Below are 18,356 nucleotides of genomic sequence, written 5' to 3' on the forward strand. Positions count from 1 at the left end.
TGTAAATTCAACGGATGATTAACATTATTCACTAATACTGAATTTAGTGATGTGCGATGAGCCGGAGATCCGCAGTCGCGGAGAGGAACTGGATGAAGCCGTTTAACATTGACGAGCGCTCGCTTCCGCCGCTGTTCGATGTCGGTGCCGTGTGGACCATCCTGTGGCAACGCTGGCTGACCGTGTTGGCAAGCACCGTTGTCGTGCTTCTCCTGACGCTGGCCTACCTTGCCGTTGCAAAGCCGAGCTATACCGCGACGGCTTCGGTCATGATCGATCCGCGCGATCCGCGCGCGACGAATCTCAACAATGTTCTACCTGGCATCGGCAGCGACAGCGCGGCGATCGCAAGCCAGGTGTTCGTCATTGAATCGCGCGACCTGCTGATGAAGGTCTTTGAGAGCGAGAACATCGAGAACGATCCGGAATTTGCGGGTGGCGGTCTGCTGTCGCGTATTGGCTTGGCCTCACATCCCACGAAGGATTCGATCTTCAAAAGCTTCCAGCGTGCTGTCACGGTAGAACGTGCCGGGCTTACCTATGTCATCGATGTCAGCTTCGCGTCACGATATTCCGACAAGGCGGCACGGATCGCCAACGCCATCGTCGACCGCTACAAGGCCGGTCTATCGGGTGAGCGGGAGACTGCGAACAGCGACGTGAATTCGCTGCTTGCGAGCCGGATCGGCAATCTCCAAAAGAACGTCAGCGATGCGGAACAGGAAGTCGGGGATTTCAAGGTCTCGCATCAGATTCTCGATGCTTCCGCCGGCGGCACGTTGCAGTCACAGATCGACAAGCTGACGGATCAGTTGATCGGCGCGCGAAGCGACGCCGATCAGGCCAAGGATAAATATGCTCAGGCCGTGGCCGCAGGCACATCGCCCGCCGGGCTCGCCAAGCTTTCGGAAATCCTTTCTTCCGAGGCAACAGTCAAACTCCGCGAGAACTACAATCAACGGGCGGCCGATCTCGCCAATTACGAAGCCATGTACCAGCCGCGTCATCCGATCATCAAAAGACTGCGATCCGAGTTGGACAGGATGCAGGGCCTCATGGCCGTCGAGGCGCAGCGCATTACGCGGGAACTGAAGGCAAAATCCGATCTTGCCACGCAGAATGTCGCGGCACTGCAGAAAAAGCTCGATGACCTCCGCCAAAGGCTGGAAAGCTCGGATGCGGCGCAGGTGCAGTTGCGGCAGCTGGAGGCGAAGACGAAGGCCGCGCGCACGGTGCTTGACGATTTCCTGAAGCGCGCTGAAGAGACGTCGCAGATGCAGGGCCTGCAGTTGCAGGAGGCGCGGGTGATCAGCGCCGCTGCTCCGCCGGTGCAGCCGACCTGGCCGAAACCGCTACTGTTGTTGCCTGTCAGCGCCGTGCTCGGTCTTATCATCGGTTGCGGTCTTGCTCTGGTGCGCGGGCCGAAACACCAGCCGGAACAGGATCCGACAAGCCCCATAAGACGTAGCCTCCTCGACGTCGAGCCCCACAAGGATCCTTTGCCGGAAATCGCAAAGCCGGAACCAGCGCCCGTCAATCTTGGAGAGTATCGGCTTCCGGGCGTTGCTGGTGCCGGCGCCTATCTCAGCATACGCGCGATGCGAAGACGCTTTTTCCAGGCCGGAAACGAAGCCTTTTCGCGCGATGTGCTGCAGCTCATGCGACACATCATTTCGCATCTGACGGAGCATCCGAAACCCTATGTGCTGCTGGTCTCTTCGCTTCATACGCCGCTGGCGGCGAGACTCGCAGGGGCCATGGTCGGCCTCGGTCTCCAACAGGCCGAACAGAATGTGCTGGTGGTCGAGTTCGGCGATCAGCCCGGCATGGCAGCGCCAGCGCGCAGCGGTAACGGCGTTTTCATCAGCGGCGCGAGCGGTCTGCGCACCGTCGTGTACAACAGGTCCACAACGCAGGGCGCGGAGTCGCCGGTGCGCCTTAGCCTGGACGACATATTGGCCGATGCCGGTGCCTTCGATTTCGTCCTTCTGATGGGGTCTTCCATCATTGACGGCAACTGGGACCCGGCGCTTTTTGCCGAAGCGGATCTCATGCTTTTCGCGCTCAGCCCCGGGGAAGAGGCGGGCGAAATCGCCAATATGCTTCGTCAACGCCTCGATGCCGATCAAATCAGGCGCAGCGCCACGCTGACAATTGCGCCGGAGCATATCGATGTGCGCGTTAGCCAGGTGGTACGACCGATCCGATCGGCTGACAACGGAGGGCAGGGCGACCGGATCTCTGCAAGGGGATGATCGTGGGACGTGGCTTGCGATCGACGATGATATCACGCCGAAGTGCTCTCAAGCTGGCAGGAGGCTCCATTCTGGCTGCTCTTCCCGCTGCCGGCGGGACGAGCGCGACGGCCAAGCCCAGAGTACCCTCGCGCGGCATCAATCTGCCCGGATGGTTCGATAAAAGCGATGGGGTGGCACCAAGCGAGGCTATGCTCGAAAAGCTTCGTCAATCGGGTTTTGAAACAATCCGCTTGCCGGTTAATGGCGATCTCTTGTCGGCAGGTGACACGACCACGCTCCGTCGCATCGAGGCTGGCGTGACTGACCTCAATCGGCTGGGTTTTTCCGTCCTTGTGGACATGCATCCCTCTGCAAGTCTGCACACGGCTCTCCGTCAGGATTTCGAGGCTGGTTCGCAAAGGGCGGCCGAGGCATGGATGGCGTTGAGCAGCGTCGTTGCCAACCTCCCGAGTGATAAGGTCTATCCGGAGCTCTTGAATGAGCCGCCCATGCGGAGTGACGCGTGGCTTCAATTGCGGGATAGGCTTGCAGAGGTCGTGCGGTCCAAATGCCCCAGCCACACGCTGATCTGGGGGCCTTCGCCCTCGCAAGGCATCTGGGAAATTGGCGAGACGCCGCCTCTTGCTGACGGCAATCAGATTGCCGCCATTCATTTCTATGCGCCCACGGCCTTCACCCACCAATGCGAGACCTGGGATGCGTCTCCGCTTGCCCGGATTTCGAATTTGCCCTTTCCAGCGACCATCGAAACGCCTCTCGTGCAGGAGGGCATCGACAAGCTGCGCGCCGACGGAGATGAACAGGCCGCAAGCCTCATCGAGGAACAATTGACGACGCCCTGGACCGAAGCGGCGATCGCCTCCGAATTCGTGCGATTGAGGCGCTGGTCGGAGACGCATGACTGTCCGGTGATGATGAATGAGTTCGGCGTATTGAATTTCTGTGTCGATGCCGAAAGCAGAAGATTCTGGGTTCGAGCCGTGAGGCAGGCGGCGGAGGCCAATCAGGTCGGCTGGGCCTATTGGGAGCTCGATCAGGGTTTCGGCATCATCAAAAGCCGGGCCAGCATCGAGGGCTTCGACGGCGCCATGATTGCCGCGCTTCTGGATGGCCATGGCGGAGGTTGAGATGCGAGGAGATACGGCATTGCGGAACGACAACTGATGCGAACGGATGGAGACTGGTGATGAGCGTCACGGAAAGTCGCGTCGGCCTCGGGTCGGGAGGCCGGGGATCGCTGCGCTCGGATGCCATGTTCCATCTCTGCATCGCCATTCTGGCGGTTATCGCTTCTGTTTCGGCATTCGCCGTCTGGACGCCATTCGGGGTTGCCGCGACGTTTGCCATGACGCTCATCCTGTCGATCGCTCAGCCCGGCTGCATCCCGATCGTCATCGCCTGTTCCTTTCTCTATCAGAACCTCGTGGTTGCCTGGTTCACCCCCTTCGTGCCCGATCATAATACATTCGATGCATTGCGTGGCGCCAATTTCGTCATCCTGATGACTGCCTTCGTCGCCTTCGTCATGGCCTCCTTTCAATATCGTGTGCGGGCTCTGGCCGAATTGCGGCCCTGGCTGATATTCAGTTTCGTACTCTGCGGCATAGTTACTTTCTATCTTGCGCTTGGGGCTGTCCACGGCGGACCGAAGGATGCAGTCATCTATTTCCGCAATACGATCACGCCGCTTGCATGTTTCCACATCGCAATTCTCGCAGCCAGTCTATATCCCATTGATCTGCGCAAGAGCATTTTCTGGCTCTGCGCTGTTGCCATCATCTACGGCTATCTGGAGCAGATCTTCCGAATGGATTTCCTCAGCCTGTTCCACGGCGATCTCTATATTCACCGTGGCCTGAAGGCGCAGATCGAGGCCGGTGTTTGGGAAAAGAAGCTGAGGGAAACCGGCTTCGTGCTTCGCGGTATCGAAGACACGATGATGACGACCTTCTTCAACATCAAGCTGTTCAGCGACCTGTTTCCGCCAATCTTCCGCAATGGCGGCCCGAACTTTCACCCGATCAGCTATGCCTACGGCTTGAGCATCATGTCTGCCTGGCTCCTCTTCAGAGGACGTTGGTTGCTACCGATTGCCGCGTTGCCGCTGTTGCTCGTCATTGGCTCCAAGGGTGCGACCTTCATGCTGCTTGTGGCGATCGGCGCTCGGTTGATCTATCGCCCTTCGCGTGCGGACCTGACGCTGCTTGCAGTTGTCACGCTGGCTGTCGTCTGGACGGTTGCCGCTATCCTTTTCGGCGCGACGCACGGCGATTACCATGTTCTGGGCTTGATCGCGGGTGTTCGCGAGTTCCTGCACAATCCGCTCGGGCAGGGCCTGGGGATCGGCGGCAATCTTTCGAGTACAAGTCTCAATCTGGATTGGGACCGGGCGCAGGATGAGGGCGTCGCCTCCGTGCCCGTCGAAAGCGCCGTGGGCATCATGCTCTACCAGATGGGCGTCGGCAGCTTCGTCTTCTTCGGCTTTCTTGCCGCATTGGCGCTATCGGCTCGCAGGCAGCTGATTGCCACCGGTGCCCCGGATTTTCTCTTCGCTTTCGTCGCGGTCGTCACGATCGCGTCCAATGCCGTATTGCAGGAAGAGGCGTTCTTTTCGCCTCTTGCGCTCGGCTTTTGCCTCTTGCTGGTCGGTGTTTCCTTTGGAACGCGATGGCGCTCGCTCGGCATCTCGAGGGGTCTGCTCAGCCAGTCGGGCGAACATAGGCTGTCGCGGCAACTATGACTCGGCCGATATTCAATCGTACCCGCATGGCGCCGTTCGCCCGAGGGAACGAATAGCACGATTGGAACGTGCCTAGGCCTTGCGGAAACTCCAAAAGCTCGGCATCGGCTCTTTGTGAGGATCAGAAACCGAAGATGACGAGCTCGGTGAATGTCAGGTCTCCGAGCGAGGGCGGCTTCGGGCCTTTGAAATACTTGGTCCCGCTTCCGGCAAAGTAGCGGCCGACGAGACCGGGCACCGGCCCGTTCGCGTCGACGACGCAGAGAAATATGCCTTTTCGCAGGAGATGGCGACCAAGCGCGCCTGCGCACCGGCTAAGCTCCGCGGGCGTGCGGCAGTAAATCACCTGGGCACTCGGAACTGTGCCATGGAAGATGCGGCGTGTCTTGAAAACGAAGGGAAAGGCCTCGTCACCGTCGACGCAAATCAACGACAGGCATTCGAGTGCCGCATGCTGGAGAAGAATCTCTCTATCGCCCTCCGAAAGCATCGACATTTCCGGAAGATCAGAGCGGGCTTCGAGCACGCGATAAGGCCGCCTCGCAGCACTCAGCATCGGCAGAAACGCTAGCTGCCCGTCCGCATAGCGGCGAAAGCCGAGCGCTTCATTGACCTTTATCGTCCCCGGGGCCGGAGAGACGTTGATGTAGGTAACGTTTTTTCGTCTGAGCGCCGCGATAACCATCTTGCCGGCAAACGCGCGGTACTCCGGATCCACAGACCAGCTCGATAGATTGCAGCGTAGCTCTTCTCCTTCCAGTCCTTCATGCCGAAAATAAAGCGCCAGCAGGACGCCGACGATGCGCCCGGACATATCCAGAACGAAGCCGTATTTCGGTAGGTCGGGCACGAAAGGCCGTTTTTCCATCCGTGTGACGGCGCGCTTCCAATAGCCTCGATCGCGCGTCGGAAAATTTCTGCGCAGGCAATCGATGATACCGTCCCAATCGTTCTCCTCGATCGGCCGGCAAGTAAGTCCAGGAGGAAATGCGCCTAAAACTGCCATGTTCAACCCCATAATATTAGCGATACAGAACTGTGTTCCTCACATCTTCGGAATGTACAATATTTCTACTGATGCATATTCCCGAAGCAGAATTTCCTGCTTGCCAGTCCGGCTATGCCATCGGTTTCGAGTTCAGCACGGCCGATCGCAGTGCAGACCTGGCGCGTATCGTCTTGAGTTGATGAAGCTTTGCGGCAAGAGCAGGACTGATGCTTTCGATACCGTACAGTACGCGCCGCCGCACGAAATGGAACTGGCGGCGCAGACGCCACCCGACATCGGTTTTGGTCGCCAGATTGAAGTGATGATCGGTCATTCGCGCCGAGTTGATGTCCATATCAAGCTTTTCCGGGTCGTCATAATAGGTGGCGATCCTGGTATGATCGATGGAGGTTTCTGTCATCCATTGTGGAATATACGCGCAACACAGACGCTCTACATCAGTCAGAAGCCGGCTGACACCTAGGCCGCTTGCCGGACAGGAGGTCAGATAGGCATCTCCGATCAGCACGACGCCATCCTGCCGGCAATTGCCGGCCGCTGTTATATCGGTAAGCCAGCTATCGATCCGGCTGCCGATTTCAAAATCACCGAAGGTGTCGACAAGTGACGGGAAAGCATTCGTGAGCGCCTGCTTCGGATCATCATGTAGCGACTTGACCCAGGGATCTCGCGGATCTCGGAACAGGAAGAGATTGGCTCGTGTCGCACCAGGGACCGGAAAGAGATTGAGATGGTCGATTCCATCGCCGTCGCCATGATAGGTCAGGGCGGTGTGGCGAAATCTGTTGGAGCACAGCGGACGAATGTTGAACCCGAATGCGAGCGGGCGCCTATCGCTAATCTGTCGGTGCAGAATACCGAGATCCCGGCGCAAGGTATCGCCCATACCTGTTGCGATCACCAGCAATCGCGTGGTGATTTCGTCCCGGCCAAGGATCGATACCTGCTGTTGAGCAGCTCCGATCCGCAAGCCGCGGACCTGACCGACCACGAAGTTCACCGTTTCGGGCAGTGCGCTCCGCATCGCCGTAACGAGCCTGTTGTAGAAAAATCCATAGTGCTGGCCATATGTCCGGTCCACCACGTGCCCTTTGTGCATATTGACGATTTCGTCAAAAGGTACGGCGGCAGTCGACAGAGGCGCAAGTAATTGAAGTCGCCGAAGTTTTTCGATTGCTTCGCCACCGATTTTTTCAACGCGGAATTCCTGGGGAAAGACGCGATGACGATCGATGAGCGTCACGCGATAGCCAGCTCGACCGAGCAGGCAGGCCGCAAGCGTGCCGGAAAGCCCGCCGCCGACAATGGCGATGTCGGTGTCCGTTTCGCTGGTCTGCAGTTCGGGATATCGCCTATTCATCATTTCGAATACCTCAGGATCGCGTAGATGGCGTAGGGATTGGTCGTCAGGTAGCGCCAGAACAGACGGCGGGGTTCCATCACCATCCGCCAGAACCACTCAAAACCGGCTCTTTGAACCCAGATGGGCGCCCTTTTCGTTCTCTCCGCCAGATGGTCGAAGAGCCCGCCCGATGTCTTGATGATGCCGACATTGGCAAGTCGCGCGGCAAAGTCATGCACGAAGATCTGTTCGCGCGGAACGCCGAGGCCGATCCACAATATATCGGGGGCGAGCGCGTTGATCTCGTCGAGCTTCCGTTCCAAGGCTTCTCCCGCAAGGTAGCCGTGGCAATGGCCTACGATGCGCAGGTCGGGATAGCGTGCTTGCACGGCGGCGACGGCTTGACGATTTGCCGTCTCGGTCGCTCCTAGAAGATAGAAGCTTATGCCGTCTTTTTCGGCCAGTTCGGCAACATCGTGGAAGAGGTCGGTTGTCGCTACGCGCTCGGGAAGTTGCACCCTGCAGAGCAAGCGCGAGGCCATGACGAGCGGCTGGCCGTCGGCCAGGATCTGATCCGCTTCCTGGAAGAGTTTGGCGATATTGGCATCCGCGTGAACGCGTGCAACGACCTCGCCATTGGCCGAGGTAAAGTAATAGGGCCGGCTGTCGCGGCGGCGTCTCCGCGCTACATCGATCATGAAGGAGGCGGCGTTGCGTCGATTGACGACAGTGATGGGTAACCCGCCGATCATTACGCTTGGAAGCGTAAGTGGATAGTCTTGAGCAGGAATGGCGGCTCCATGTTCGGGCGCATCTGCGGACTGCATCTGGCTCTCCTGATTTGAAATCGGCTCTTCGGAAACAAGATGTGCACCGGTGGCGTCCAGGCGCTTGGAGTCGGATTTCTGAGCACCATTTTTGATTGAGTAAGCTCTTCCTGAATATCTTTGAGAGTCTGTACCAATATCTTGCACAACCATTACCTCCACTTGCGTAATGGTTAGCTAATATGACTCGGAAAGTTAAGGCATTTATTAGTATTCAGTTAATATGTAAATTTCTAAATAAATAATATGCGTATAAACTTAACTTAACGCAGGATTGAATCTCCCGAAAAGAGATGAATATTCTTAAATTATTTCAGTGCCTTGGGCGCTTCATGAATAATTCTATTCGCGTGGAGAAATGGGAAGCATCGTGGTGTCGGGCTGATATGAGGAGGCTCCTGTCAGCAATGCGTCTCCCCAAAGCGATCCTTTTGTGCGTTCCAGATTCAAACAGCATACGACCTTAGCGTTAGTTCACTTTTGGATGGCAGCGATCGGCAAAAGGCGGGACTGCTTGGTAAATGCAATCATTGAGATTGTATGTGTGGTGCGCATCCTCCAAATGAGGGATAGCGGCTTGATCACAGTCGCATAACGAATTATATAACTAGTTATGTAATTTGAGAAATGGAGATCGCTTTGACTGAAGATATTGTAAGGGCGATGGGTTTCCTCTGTCTCGGCAGCCGATTTCGCCGGATCGGCGAGCGTCTGCAGGCCGATACGCAGCAGATCATGGAGGAGCTGGACGTCTCTTTGCAGTCTGCCCAGTATCCGTTTCTCGCAGCCATTGATCGCGCTGGTCCGCTGACGATCGGCGAACTTGCCCAGGCTGTCGGCATCACCCAGCCGGGCGCAACGCGCACCGTCTCACAGCTTCTGGAATTGGGTTATGTCGACATGCAGGCCTCGACCGAAGACCAGCGTCGTCGTCTGATCTCGTTGACGTCAAAGGGACAGGAACTCATCGATTATTCGAAAAAATCCGTCTGGCCGCGCATAGAGCAGGCGGTTCGTGAGCTCTGCGGCGATCTATCCGGGCCGATATTGCAACAACTGGCCGCAATCGAGGACGGGCTAGCCGAAGCTCCGCTCAGGCGACGCGGCGACTTTGGCAAGGAGCAGCAGCGATGAGCCACATTCTCGACCGACCGATCTGGCGTGCCCTTGAAACCGCCCACGCCTCGCTGGCGGAGGGCAACGCGCTGGCGCGCCGCTACCCGCCTTCCATCGTGCCCTTTGCGGCGTCTGCGGATAATTCGGTCGAAAGTCTCGACGCCTTGGCAAAGCTGCCTTCGGGAGAAGAGGTCATGGCGATCGTCGAAGCCGAGCCGATCATCGTTCCCAAAGGGTTGATAACCCTTTCGAATGCCAGGCTTGTGCAGATGATGGCTCAGCGCTCTTCCGAGCGTATCTCGGATCCCCGGATCGAGCCGCTGACGGAGGCCGATGCCGCCGATATGTTGGCGCTTGCCACACTCACCAAACCTGGCCCGTTCACGCTGCGCGCGCAGAGCCTCGGCTCCTTCTGGGGTGTGAAAATCGATGGGCGCCTCGTTGCCATGGCAGGCCAGCGCATGCGCCAGACGGGATTTGCCGAGCTTAGTGGCCTTTGCACCCATCCGGATTTTCAGGGGCGCGGCCTTGGCACCCTGCTCTTCCGCTTCGTGGCTGGTGAGATCGCGGCACGGGGCGAAACCGCTTATCTGCATGCCTATATGACGAACGCGCCAGCCATCGCGCTCTATGAAGCAATGGGCTTTCGCATCCGCTCGGAGATGAACTTCTGTGTCGTCAAACGGCAGCCGGTTTGATTTTCCCTTCGGCGCCGTAAAGACGGATCACTGCTGCTGCAGGGCGAGCCTCAGGCCCAATGCCATATAGATCGTGCCGATGACCTTTCCCTGCCATCGGCCGATGGTGCGGTTGCGGCGCAGCCAGCCGCCGATCGAGCCGGCACCGACCGCCAGAAGCGAGGTCACCCCGATGCTGAGGGTCACAAAGATGGCTCCCAGCAGCGCGAATTGCGCGATGACGGAGCCGCTTTCCGGATGGATGAACTGCGGCAGGAAGGCCAGGAAGAAAAGTGCGGTCTTCGGGTTGAGTATCTCGGTGAAAAAACCCTGTCGGAACGCTCGCATGGGGGTTATGGCCTGTGCAGTCGGCAGATCGATGCTGCCGCTTTTCTCGACAAAGGCCTTGAAACCCAGATAGATCAGATAGATGACGCCGGCATATTTGACGATCTCGAAGGCCAGCGCGGATGTGGCGAGCAATGCCGACAATCCGAAAGTCGCCATCATCGTGTGGAAAAGATCGCCGGCGGCGATACCAACGCCAGTTGCCAGCCCTACGCGCTTGCCGCCGCTGACTGCTCTGGCGAGCGTGAGCAAGGTGGCAGGTCCTGGAATGACCATGAGGCCAAGCACCACCAATATATAAGTCGTCAAAACACCGAGGCTGACCATCGATCTCTCTGAAGTTGGGTGCTGCGGCAAAGTCCCCCGCAACATGGAAACTTCGTATCCGCCGTCGTTAGCTGGTTTGAAGACTAATCGATTTGGAGATCGTTGCAACAACCATGTTGGGTTCGCGCCGACAGCTCGCCGAAGTGCAATGAACTGTCGCCGGAGATCAATGGTCCACATTCGCACATGTTCGCCTGTGCACGCCCTAGTTCGTCATCCCGAAACGGGCGGCGAAGAGCGATTTCAGGCGTGTGAGATTCTCCGGGGAGATTTGTGCATCGGTCAGCGATACCCAGCAATCGATATAATGCTGGGGCGCATAGATGTGCCCGTAGCCGATCGGCGATGTCGTTGCGATCATCATATCGAAGAGCAGCTGGAGCATGGTGACGACCGGTATCCAGGTGAGTTCCGGCGAGACGTCAGGCCCGCGAGGCGCTTTCATCCATGCCGGCTCGCGAAAAGCTGAGGTGGCATCGAAGAATACCACCGGGTCGCTCGCATATTGCAGATAGATGACTCTGAGCGGCCCCCAGGGAGCGGCGAACTGATCCGGCGCGTGCTCCTGGTTTGCAAAGCGGATCACGGAACCGTCACGAAATCTCGGCAGCCATTCCGGTGTGCCGGGGCTTCGCGCCGCAGTTGCCGCTTTCCATCTGGTACTGCGGAAGGGTGGGCCGCTCCAGAGTGCGCCGTTCACCGGATCGCCAATAATATTGTAGATATCCAAGGATAGCTGCGAGTTCATCGCGCCAAGGCTCAAGCCATGAAGATAGAGCTTGGGTCGCTTGTCACGAGGCAGTTTCGACCAATAGCCGTAGACGGCATCGAATAGATCAATGGCCGTCTCCTCGCCTTGTTGTGGTTCGAACAGCAACGACATCCAGCTGCTCAGATAGGAATATTGCACGGCGACGCTGGCAACATCGCCATGCTGCAGATATTCGAGCGTGTCCATGGCCGCCGGGTCTACCCAACCTGTTCCGGTCGGCACGATCACGACCAGCATGGAACGATCGAAAGCGCCTTGCCGGATCATCTCCTTTAAGGCTAGCGCTGCACGCTCCTTGCTGGTTTCGGCATTGTTCAAGCCGACATAGATGCGAAGCGGTTGCTTTGCCGGGCCGTTCCAGAAGCCTGAAATATTGCCGGCGCCCGGCCCCGACGTAACGAAATACCGGCCCTGGCGTCCTAGTCCTTGCCAGGCAACCAGCGAGGCGGAGCTGCCGGTCTTCATGTCAGCCTGCGGCATGGGCTGGTCGTCTTCGATCAACGCGTCCGCCTGCTTGAATGAGGCATCGGCGGCATCGAGTGCAAGCCGCAGCAATATGCCCTGGCCGATCGACCAGAACAGTGCAACGGCAAGCAAGGCTCCGACAACCTTTGAAAGCCGGCTCGGCACGACGCGCGAAAGCCATTGTGAAAACAGCAGGCTGGCGATGCGGAAGAGACGCCCGACAATGAGCGTAATGAGAAAGGTCGCCGCTGCCACGACCGCAAGCCAGTAAGGGTCGGCGGTGGCAATCGGCGGCATCTTCCACAAAATGCGGATCGAATTCTGCCAGAAAGTCGCATGCCAGAGCGCCGCCATGCAGAGAAGCAGGCAGGCAATGCCGATCGACCAGCGGGCCAACCTCAGCGACCGCCTGGGAACGGGCAGCTGCAAATAGATCCAGAGCCAGGTCAGTGCCGTGCCTATCATGTAGCCGACTCCCGCGCTGATCCCGGAGAGGGCGCCCTGGACGAGATAGGACCGCGGCATCAGGCTGGGCGTCAGAGATGCGGCGAAGAAGATCAGGCCCAGAACCATGCCGAGGAGAGAGAGGGAGCGGAACATCTCCTGGTCCAAACGGCGCATGGCGATCCTTCATCATAGCTTTGGCACGGGCCAGGATTGCCCGCAGGACGTGTTGCAGCTTCGTGCGATGCTACGCAATGGCGTTCGGAATGCCAAGGCGATCTCCCGGAACATATTCGTAGGATTGCGCTGATCGACCATCTGCATTTCGCCCAGCCTGCCATCTGGTCTATAGTATCGGGCTGATTTGCCGGTAGGAATGGAGTTTGAAATTGAGCACTGCGTTCATGAAGGAAGAAAGCGCTGAAACGGCCGCGGAAACCGTGCTGCCCGACCGGCCCATTTCTCCGCATCCGAACCGTGTGACGGCGGCGGGCCTGAAAGCTCTGGAATTGCAGCTTCATCAGGCGCGTAAAGCCTATGAAGCAGCGATCACAATCGAAGACATCAACGAACGCCGGCGGCAGACAGCCATCCCGTTGCGCGATGCGCGCTATTTCGCCGAGAGGCTTCGCACCGCTGAAGTCGTGCCGGTTCCCGACACGTCCGATGTCGTCGCGTTTGGAAGCACGGTCACCTATAGCCGTGAGGATGGCCGCATACAGAAATATCGCATCGTCGGGGAGGATGAAGCCGATCCCAAGGCGGGTTCGATTTCCTATGTCTCGCCCGTTGCAAGACTGCTGATGGGGAAGGTGGTTGGCGATATCGTAACCCTTGGCAAGGAAGAGCTGGAGATCACCGCGATCGAATAGGTTTCCTGGCGTTTCGATCGACCCCGAAAGCGGATTAATGTGCCGTCTCGAATGGCGTTGCGATGGCAACCCTTGAGGGCGCGATCTGGAAATCGGCCGGTAGCATCCGATGATAGGCAAGCATCAGCTGGCAGGCGCTGCGGGCGTCATGGCGTAGGTCGTGGTGGATGACGAAGGTAATTTCGCCGGCGGCGAGCAGCCTGATATTGTCCTGATCGAGATCGTGGGCGGCAAAGACCGTGCATTCTCGTCGCGCATCGGCAAAGGCCTTCAATATGGCTCGGTTGCCACCGCCCGCCGAATAGACAGCGCGGATTTCCGGCTCGCGTTCCAGCGCATCGCGGACAAGAAGTTCCGTCGCGCGATCGACACCGAAGCCCTCCGAAATCCGGACGACCGCAAGATGTGGGAAGCGATCCGCCAGCACATCGCGAAATCCACGCTCACGCTCGTCCTCACCGGCAAAAAGGCTGCTCGATAGGGTCACCAGCACCTTGCCAGCCCGCTCTCCGGCCATGCGGCCAAGCAGATAGGCTGATGTCGCGCCCGCCACGCGGTTATCCATGCCGACATAGCCGATGCGGGAATTTTCCGGCAAGTCAGTCACCAGCGTGACTACTGGAATCCTTGCCGCCATAAGCTGACCGGCAAGATCGGCAATCGCTGGTGTCGACGGAGCCTTGAGAACAACACCATGGCTGCCGCGGCGGCGTATGGCGCGCAGGATCGATAGAAGCTCCTGTTCGCTCATCGTCTCGGCCACATGAAACCGCGCGGAAAAGGACGCGGGCCGCATGCCGGGCAATTCGGCTTCGAAGGCTTCGCGGACGGCGGCGGAGAAGCGCTGCGGCGTATCCATGACGACATCGATGACGAGGCGCCGGCCGGCCAAACCCGCTTGCACATATTGCCGCTCCAGTTCGGCAATTGCCGCGACGACCCGTGCGCGGGTAACGGCGCGAACGCCTTCGCGCTCATGCATCACCCGATCGACGGTCGCGAGGCTAAGCCCGGCCTGCAGCGCAATGTCTTTCAAGGGGAAACGAGATTTCAATGTGCTCGTCCTGAGGTGTTTTTGAGGGGTTTTCTACCTTTTTCATAAGTCTGCCCGAGACTAGGATCAATCCCATAAGTCCAACGTCACTTTGGGAGGAGATCACCATGGACGCTCAGGCGCTCGCCAGCAGGCGTAGCCAGAAGGTTTGGCTTTCGGCCGATTGCGGCAATTTCGATACCTTCAAGACTTTGGTCAAAAAAACTGCCAATCCGGCGGATTGGCCTTTGGCGGTGGGGATCGAGAAAAATATCCTCATCTATGATGGCGACAAGGTTCGAAGCGCTGCCGAGAATGAAGACGACCGCCGCACGCTGATGGCCGAGTGGGTCGAGGCCTTCACTTCAGGTCCCGGCATCATCGTCATCAAGAACGCCATGCCGGACACGACGGTCGTCGATCGCGCAACCAGCGTGTTCGAAGCGATCGTCCGCGAAGAAAAGGAGAAGGGCAAGGGTGCCGGCGATCACTTTGCCAAGCCCGGCGCCAATGACCGCATCTGGAATGCGCTCGAGAAACACTGCCTGGCGGACCCGGAAAATTTTGCCCGCTATTATGCCTCGACCACCGTCACGCTAGTGTCGGAAGCCTGGCTCGGCGTCGGCTATCAGATGACGGCGCAGATGAACCGGGTCAATCCGGGCGGTACCGCGCAGAAGCCGCATCGTGATTATCACCTCGGCTTCATGTCGCCGCAGCAGATGCAGGCCTATCCCGGCCATATCCATGCGGTTTCGCCTCTTCTGACTCTGCAGGGCGCCGTCGCGCATTGCGATATGCCCCTTGAAAGCGGGCCGACGCTGTTCCTGCCCTATTCGCAGACCTTCTTTGAAGGCTATATCGCCTTCGGCCGGCCGGAGTTCCAAGCTTATTTTGCCGAACACCATGTGCAATTGCCGCTGAAGAAGGGCGATGCCGTCTTCTTCAATCCGGCCGTCATGCACGGTGCCGGCAACAATGTCTCGAAAGACATCTATCGCATGGCCAATCTCCTGCAGGTGTCCTCGGCCTTCGGGCGGGCGATGGAGAGCGTCAACCGCACCCGCATGTCGGTGACAGTCTACCCTGCACTTCTCGCTGCGCTTGATGCCGGCACGCTGAGCCGCGCGGACGTTGCCAATGTGATCGCATCGACGGCCGAGGGCTATGCCTTCCCGACCAATCTCGACAGCGATCCGCCGGTCGGGGGGCTTGCGCCGAAAACGCAGGCGCAGATCATGGCAGAGGCAATCGACGCCAGGACGGATGCCGGGCAGTTTGCCGAGGTTATCGCCGCCCATGCCGCACGCAGGGAGGCTTGAGATCCGATGAGCCGACTGGATGGAAAATTCGCCGTCGTGACTGGCGGCACACAAGGGCTGGGCGCGGAAGTCGCCCGGCTCTTTGCCGAGCGTGGCGCCGCCGGCCTGACGATCTGCGGCCGCAGCATTGCCAAGGGCGAAGCCAAGGCGCGGGAGATTGGCGATCGATATGGAATCCCGGTTGCCTTCGTCAGCGCCGATCTCGGCGAGGTCGAGGACTGCCGCAAGGTCATCGCGACAGCGGCCGAAAAGTTCGGCCGCATCGATGCGCTTGTCAACGTCGCTGCGATCACCGATCGCGGCACCATTCTCGATACCGATCCGGCTCTGTTCGACCGGATGTTCGCCGTCAATGTGCGCGGGCCGTTCTTCCTGATGCAGGACGCGATCAAGAACATGATCGCCAACGGCATCGAGGGCACCATCGTCAACATTTCCTCGATGTCGTCGATGGCCGGTCAGCCCTTCATCAGTGCATACTGTTCTTCCAAGGGCGCTCTCGACACGCTGACCCGGAATACGGCTTTCTCATTGCTTAGGAACCGGATCAGGGTCAACGCCCTCAATATCGGCTGGATGTCGAGCGACGGCGAGGATCGCATCCAGCGCGAATATCATGGAGCCGCGGAAGATTGGTTGGCAAAGGCGGCGGCAGAGCAGCCTTTCGGCCGGCTGGTCGATCCGGCCGAGGTCGCCCGCGCGGTCGCCTTCCTGTCGTCCGAAGAGTCCGGCCTGATGACCGGTGCCACGATCAATTTCGATCAGTCGATCTGGGGCGCCTATGAGGGCACGCCGCATCCGCAGAAAGCGATGTGAGCCATGGAGCTTGGCGGGAGGGAAGTTCCCTCCCGCTGGCTGAGCAACTTTGTTTACGAGCTCCGTGCGCGAGCAGGCCGTCCCTCAGTGGCTCAGAAACTCTTGATCGTGCCGTCGGACCAGACCATTTTGCCGCCACGGATCGTACCGCGCACGCGCGGCACGCGGCCGCGTTCTGCGATCACGAGATCGGCGCGCAGTCCCTCGGCGATGCGGCCGCGGTCGGTGAGGCCAAGTGCCTTTGCCGGGTTGGCGCTTGCCAATGCGGCTGAGGGGGGAAGCCCGCCCTTGCCGATTTCCGCAAGTGCGATCACAGCGGGCAGAATGGCCGATGGGTGATAGTCGCTGGCAAGAATATCGAGAACGCCGGCTTCATAGGCTTCCCGGGCGGAAAGATTGCCGGAATAGGAAAGGCCGCGCAGCGCATTTGGTGCGCCCATCGCCGTTGCCAACCCCAAACGCCTCGCTTCGGTCGCCGTCGCGATATTGATCGGAAACTCGCTGATTGCGGCGCCGAGGCTGTGCAGCAGCGCTGCCTTCTCGGCCGTGTCATCATCATGAGACGCGAGCACGACGCCGTGCTCGCGCGCCAATTGCGATAAGCCGTTGATGATGCCCATACTGTCGCCGTGCTCGCTGCGTGCAGCCATGCGCTGCTTGACCATCTCCGCTGCCTGGGTCTCGCTGATCTTCTTGGCTTTCGCAGTGTTGGCGATATGGAGTTCGATATCGCGATACTGTCCCTGGCCTGGTGTGTGATCCATCAGTGAAATGAGGTGAAGCGCGCCGGCATTGATCAGCGTCTTCGCTTCGTTGACGGCCGGCAGGAAGGTCACCTCGAAGCGGCCGTGGACGCGGTGGTCGATCAAAAGCTCGTCCCGCATCGATGCGAGCTTTTCGATCATCGCATGGGTATGCTCGATAGAGCGCACATGGCCATAGGTGGCGGGCGTGAAGGCAACCGCCGCATAGGCAGTCGTCACACCATTGGCGGCAAGCATCTTGTCGAGATCGTAGACGCCAAGTTCGAGCGGCATGCGGACATTGACCCGCGGCTCGACGCATTTCTCGATCATATCGCCGTGCATGTCGACGAAACCGGGCAGGAGAAACCGACCGTGGCCGTCTATCTCCGCACCTTCGACCGGTTGCTCGCTGATATCGGCGATCAATCCATCTTCAATTTTGACGGCACCGCGTTCGATCACACGGTCCTGCAGCACAATTTCAAAATTACTCAGCCACATCGTCTTGCTCGTCCTCGATCTTGATGGCTTCGAGATGAAGTTCCCGGTCGATCAGCGCCCGGACGTCTTCTGGATGGTGGAAAACACCGATCATTGCAACACCTGACGTTTTGAGCTGCGCCAGTCTTTCGACGAGTGCCTTGCGTGCAGCATGATCGAGCGATGCCGTCGGCTCGTCGAGCAGCAGCAGGCGCTGCGGCAGGATGAGCGCGCGGGCCAGATTGACCTTCTGCTGTTCGCCGCCGGAGAAGGTCGAGGGGTAGGCCGACCAGAGCTGTTTCTTGACGCCGAAGGCATCGAGCCAGCGCCGCGCTTCGGCGAGGGCTTCGGAATGCGACCTGCCGGCAAGCCTCAGCGGTTCGGCAACAATCTCTTCGGCCGGAACACGCGGGCGGGCATTGAGGAACTGCGTGACGAAGCCGATTTCCCGGCGGCGCAGCACGGCGATGTCGACGTCGGCGGCGGTCGCCAGATCGATGATCCCTTCCTGCGTGTGATAATAGACGTGGCCGGCGCGGGGCAGGTAGGAGCGGTAGAGCGTGCGCAGCAGGGTCGACTTACCCGCACCGTTTTCGCCCTTCAGCAGGATGAACTCACCTACATTCAGGTCGAACTCGATATTCTCAAAGGCAAACAGCGTGCGCTTGAGGTGGTGCATCTCGAATTGCTTCGAAAGTCCCTGCACGCGCAAAACCGGAGCCGCGTTCGGCCGCGCGGAAACCTGAATATTCATCTCTCTTG

At 58.9% G+C, this 18,356-nt stretch carries 16 protein-coding genes; 8 read left to right on the forward strand and 8 right to left on the reverse strand.

The features are described 5' to 3' along the window. Positions 1-92: 92 nt before the first annotated feature. Genes AC13Q5_RS20225 through AC13Q5_RS20235 form a run of 3 tightly spaced genes read left to right on the forward strand, consistent with a single transcriptional unit; the run spans position 93 to position 4,998 of the window. Positions 93-2,255 carry a GumC family protein gene (locus tag AC13Q5_RS20225; protein WP_488502928.1) on the forward strand — a complete coding sequence of 721 codons (2,163 nt, stop codon included), beginning with the start codon at positions 93-95 and terminating at the stop codon, positions 2,253-2,255. Further along, positions 2,252-3,385, forward strand: a complete 1,134-nt coding sequence (locus AC13Q5_RS20230; protein WP_488502929.1) for a glycoside hydrolase family 5 protein — start codon at positions 2,252-2,254, stop codon at positions 3,383-3,385. Before AC13Q5_RS20225 ends, AC13Q5_RS20230 begins: the two co-directional genes overlap by 4 nt. A gap of 59 nt (positions 3,386-3,444) precedes the next feature. Next, the gene (locus AC13Q5_RS20235; protein WP_488502930.1) at positions 3,445-4,998 is read left to right on the forward strand and encodes a hypothetical protein; all 1,554 of its coding nucleotides are present in this window, start codon (positions 3,445-3,447) and stop codon (positions 4,996-4,998) included. 121 nt (positions 4,999-5,119) lie between these two features. On the opposite strand, the gene AC13Q5_RS20240 is transcribed toward AC13Q5_RS20235, so the two are convergent. The 3 genes from AC13Q5_RS20240 to AC13Q5_RS20250 form a co-directional block, all read right to left on the reverse strand. Next, the gene (locus AC13Q5_RS20240) at positions 5,120-6,004 is read right to left on the reverse strand and encodes a hypothetical protein (RefSeq protein WP_075852987.1); all 885 of its coding nucleotides are present in this window, start codon (positions 6,002-6,004) and stop codon (positions 5,120-5,122) included. Positions 6,005-6,116: 112 nt separating this feature from the next. Then, complete coding sequence (locus AC13Q5_RS20245; protein ID WP_488502931.1) at positions 6,117-7,370, reverse strand: FAD-dependent oxidoreductase; 1,254 nt, start codon at positions 7,368-7,370, stop codon at positions 6,117-6,119. Continuing rightward, entirely contained in the window at positions 7,367-8,176 is an 810-nt protein-coding gene (locus tag AC13Q5_RS20250) for a WecB/TagA/CpsF family glycosyltransferase (protein WP_488502932.1), read from the reverse strand. The genes AC13Q5_RS20245 and AC13Q5_RS20250 overlap by 4 nt, the downstream gene beginning before the upstream one ends. A gap of 639 nt (positions 8,177-8,815) precedes the next feature. Between AC13Q5_RS20250 and AC13Q5_RS20255 the strand changes: the two genes are divergently transcribed. After that, positions 8,816-9,310, forward strand: coding sequence for a MarR family winged helix-turn-helix transcriptional regulator (locus AC13Q5_RS20255; RefSeq protein WP_075853263.1), 495 nt, complete (start codon positions 8,816-8,818; stop codon positions 9,308-9,310). Beyond that, a complete protein-coding gene (locus tag AC13Q5_RS20260; RefSeq protein ID WP_075852989.1) occupies positions 9,307-9,990 on the forward strand; it encodes a GNAT family N-acetyltransferase in 684 nt (227 codons plus the stop codon). Before AC13Q5_RS20255 ends, AC13Q5_RS20260 begins: the two co-directional genes overlap by 4 nt. Positions 9,991-10,017: 27 nt before the next feature. On the opposite strand, the gene AC13Q5_RS20265 is transcribed toward AC13Q5_RS20260, so the two are convergent. Both AC13Q5_RS20265 and AC13Q5_RS20270 read right to left on the reverse strand, forming a co-directional pair. Beyond that, complete coding sequence (locus AC13Q5_RS20265) at positions 10,018-10,644, reverse strand: LysE family translocator (RefSeq protein ID WP_075852990.1); 627 nt, start codon at positions 10,642-10,644, stop codon at positions 10,018-10,020. Between the two features lie 205 nt (positions 10,645-10,849). Beyond that, complete coding sequence (locus AC13Q5_RS20270; RefSeq protein WP_488502933.1) at positions 10,850-12,502, reverse strand: alpha/beta hydrolase; 1,653 nt, start codon at positions 12,500-12,502, stop codon at positions 10,850-10,852. A 212-nt stretch (positions 12,503-12,714) separates the two neighbouring features. On the opposite strand from AC13Q5_RS20270, the gene greA reads away from it, so the two are divergent. Further along, complete coding sequence (gene greA / locus AC13Q5_RS20275) at positions 12,715-13,197, forward strand: transcription elongation factor GreA (protein ID WP_488502934.1); 483 nt, start codon at positions 12,715-12,717, stop codon at positions 13,195-13,197. Between the two features lie 34 nt (positions 13,198-13,231). Here the strand turns inward: greA and AC13Q5_RS20280 are convergent, their stop codons facing one another. Further along, complete coding sequence (locus tag AC13Q5_RS20280) at positions 13,232-14,251, reverse strand: LacI family DNA-binding transcriptional regulator (RefSeq protein ID WP_075852992.1); 1,020 nt, start codon at positions 14,249-14,251, stop codon at positions 13,232-13,234. A gap of 107 nt (positions 14,252-14,358) precedes the next feature. Here AC13Q5_RS20280 and AC13Q5_RS20285 point away from each other — a divergent pair, with 107 nt between their 5' ends. Together AC13Q5_RS20285 and AC13Q5_RS20290 are read left to right on the forward strand one after the other, a co-directional pair. Then, positions 14,359-15,552, forward strand: coding sequence for a phytanoyl-CoA dioxygenase family protein (locus AC13Q5_RS20285; protein WP_488502935.1), 1,194 nt, complete (start codon positions 14,359-14,361; stop codon positions 15,550-15,552). A gap of 6 nt (positions 15,553-15,558) precedes the next feature. Continuing rightward, entirely contained in the window at positions 15,559-16,368 is an 810-nt protein-coding gene (locus AC13Q5_RS20290) for an SDR family oxidoreductase (protein ID WP_075852994.1), read from the forward strand. A 92-nt stretch (positions 16,369-16,460) separates the two neighbouring features. Here the strand turns inward: AC13Q5_RS20290 and AC13Q5_RS20295 are convergent, their stop codons facing one another. Both AC13Q5_RS20295 and AC13Q5_RS20300 read right to left on the reverse strand, forming a co-directional pair. Continuing rightward, positions 16,461-17,615 carry an alpha-D-ribose 1-methylphosphonate 5-triphosphate diphosphatase gene (locus AC13Q5_RS20295; protein ID WP_488502936.1) on the reverse strand — a complete coding sequence of 385 codons (1,155 nt, stop codon included), beginning with the start codon at positions 17,613-17,615 and terminating at the stop codon, positions 16,461-16,463. Next, positions 17,602-18,348: a phosphonate C-P lyase system protein PhnL gene (locus tag AC13Q5_RS20300; RefSeq protein ID WP_075852996.1), complete on the reverse strand. Its 747-nt coding sequence runs from the start codon at positions 18,346-18,348 to the stop codon at positions 17,602-17,604. The genes AC13Q5_RS20295 and AC13Q5_RS20300 overlap by 14 nt, the downstream gene beginning before the upstream one ends. Positions 18,349-18,356 lie beyond the last annotated feature (8 nt).

The organism is Martinezella sp. CNPSo 3964, from assembly GCF_057784375.1.

Bases quoted from the DNA above. Each gene is read 5' to 3' on its own strand.
- AC13Q5_RS20250 (WP_488502932.1), bottom strand. From the start codon at position 8,176: ATGCAGTCCGCAGATGCGCCCGAACATGGAGCCGCCATTCCTGCTCAA.
- AC13Q5_RS20235 (WP_488502930.1), top strand. From the start codon at position 3,445: ATGAGCGTCACGGAAAGTCGCGTCGGCCTCGGGTCGGGAGGCCGGGGA.
- AC13Q5_RS20230 (WP_488502929.1), top strand. From the start codon at position 2,252: ATGATCGTGGGACGTGGCTTGCGATCGACGATGATATCACGCCGAAGT.
- AC13Q5_RS20295 (WP_488502936.1), bottom strand. From the start codon at position 17,615: ATGTGGCTGAGTAATTTTGAAATTGTGCTGCAGGACCGTGTGATCGAA.
- AC13Q5_RS20290 (WP_075852994.1), top strand. From the start codon at position 15,559: ATGAGCCGACTGGATGGAAAATTCGCCGTCGTGACTGGCGGCACACAA.
- AC13Q5_RS20285 (WP_488502935.1), top strand. From the start codon at position 14,359: ATGGACGCTCAGGCGCTCGCCAGCAGGCGTAGCCAGAAGGTTTGGCTT.
- AC13Q5_RS20245 (WP_488502931.1), bottom strand. From the start codon at position 7,370: ATGATGAATAGGCGATATCCCGAACTGCAGACCAGCGAAACGGACACC.
- AC13Q5_RS20265 (WP_075852990.1), bottom strand. From the start codon at position 10,644: ATGGTCAGCCTCGGTGTTTTGACGACTTATATATTGGTGGTGCTTGGC.
- AC13Q5_RS20225 (WP_488502928.1), top strand. From the start codon at position 93: ATGAAGCCGTTTAACATTGACGAGCGCTCGCTTCCGCCGCTGTTCGAT.
- AC13Q5_RS20300 (WP_075852996.1), bottom strand. From the start codon at position 18,348: ATGAATATTCAGGTTTCCGCGCGGCCGAACGCGGCTCCGGTTTTGCGC.
- AC13Q5_RS20260 (WP_075852989.1), top strand. From the start codon at position 9,307: ATGAGCCACATTCTCGACCGACCGATCTGGCGTGCCCTTGAAACCGCC.
- AC13Q5_RS20240 (WP_075852987.1), bottom strand. From the start codon at position 6,004: ATGGCAGTTTTAGGCGCATTTCCTCCTGGACTTACTTGCCGGCCGATC.
- AC13Q5_RS20270 (WP_488502933.1), bottom strand. From the start codon at position 12,502: ATGCGCCGTTTGGACCAGGAGATGTTCCGCTCCCTCTCTCTCCTCGGC.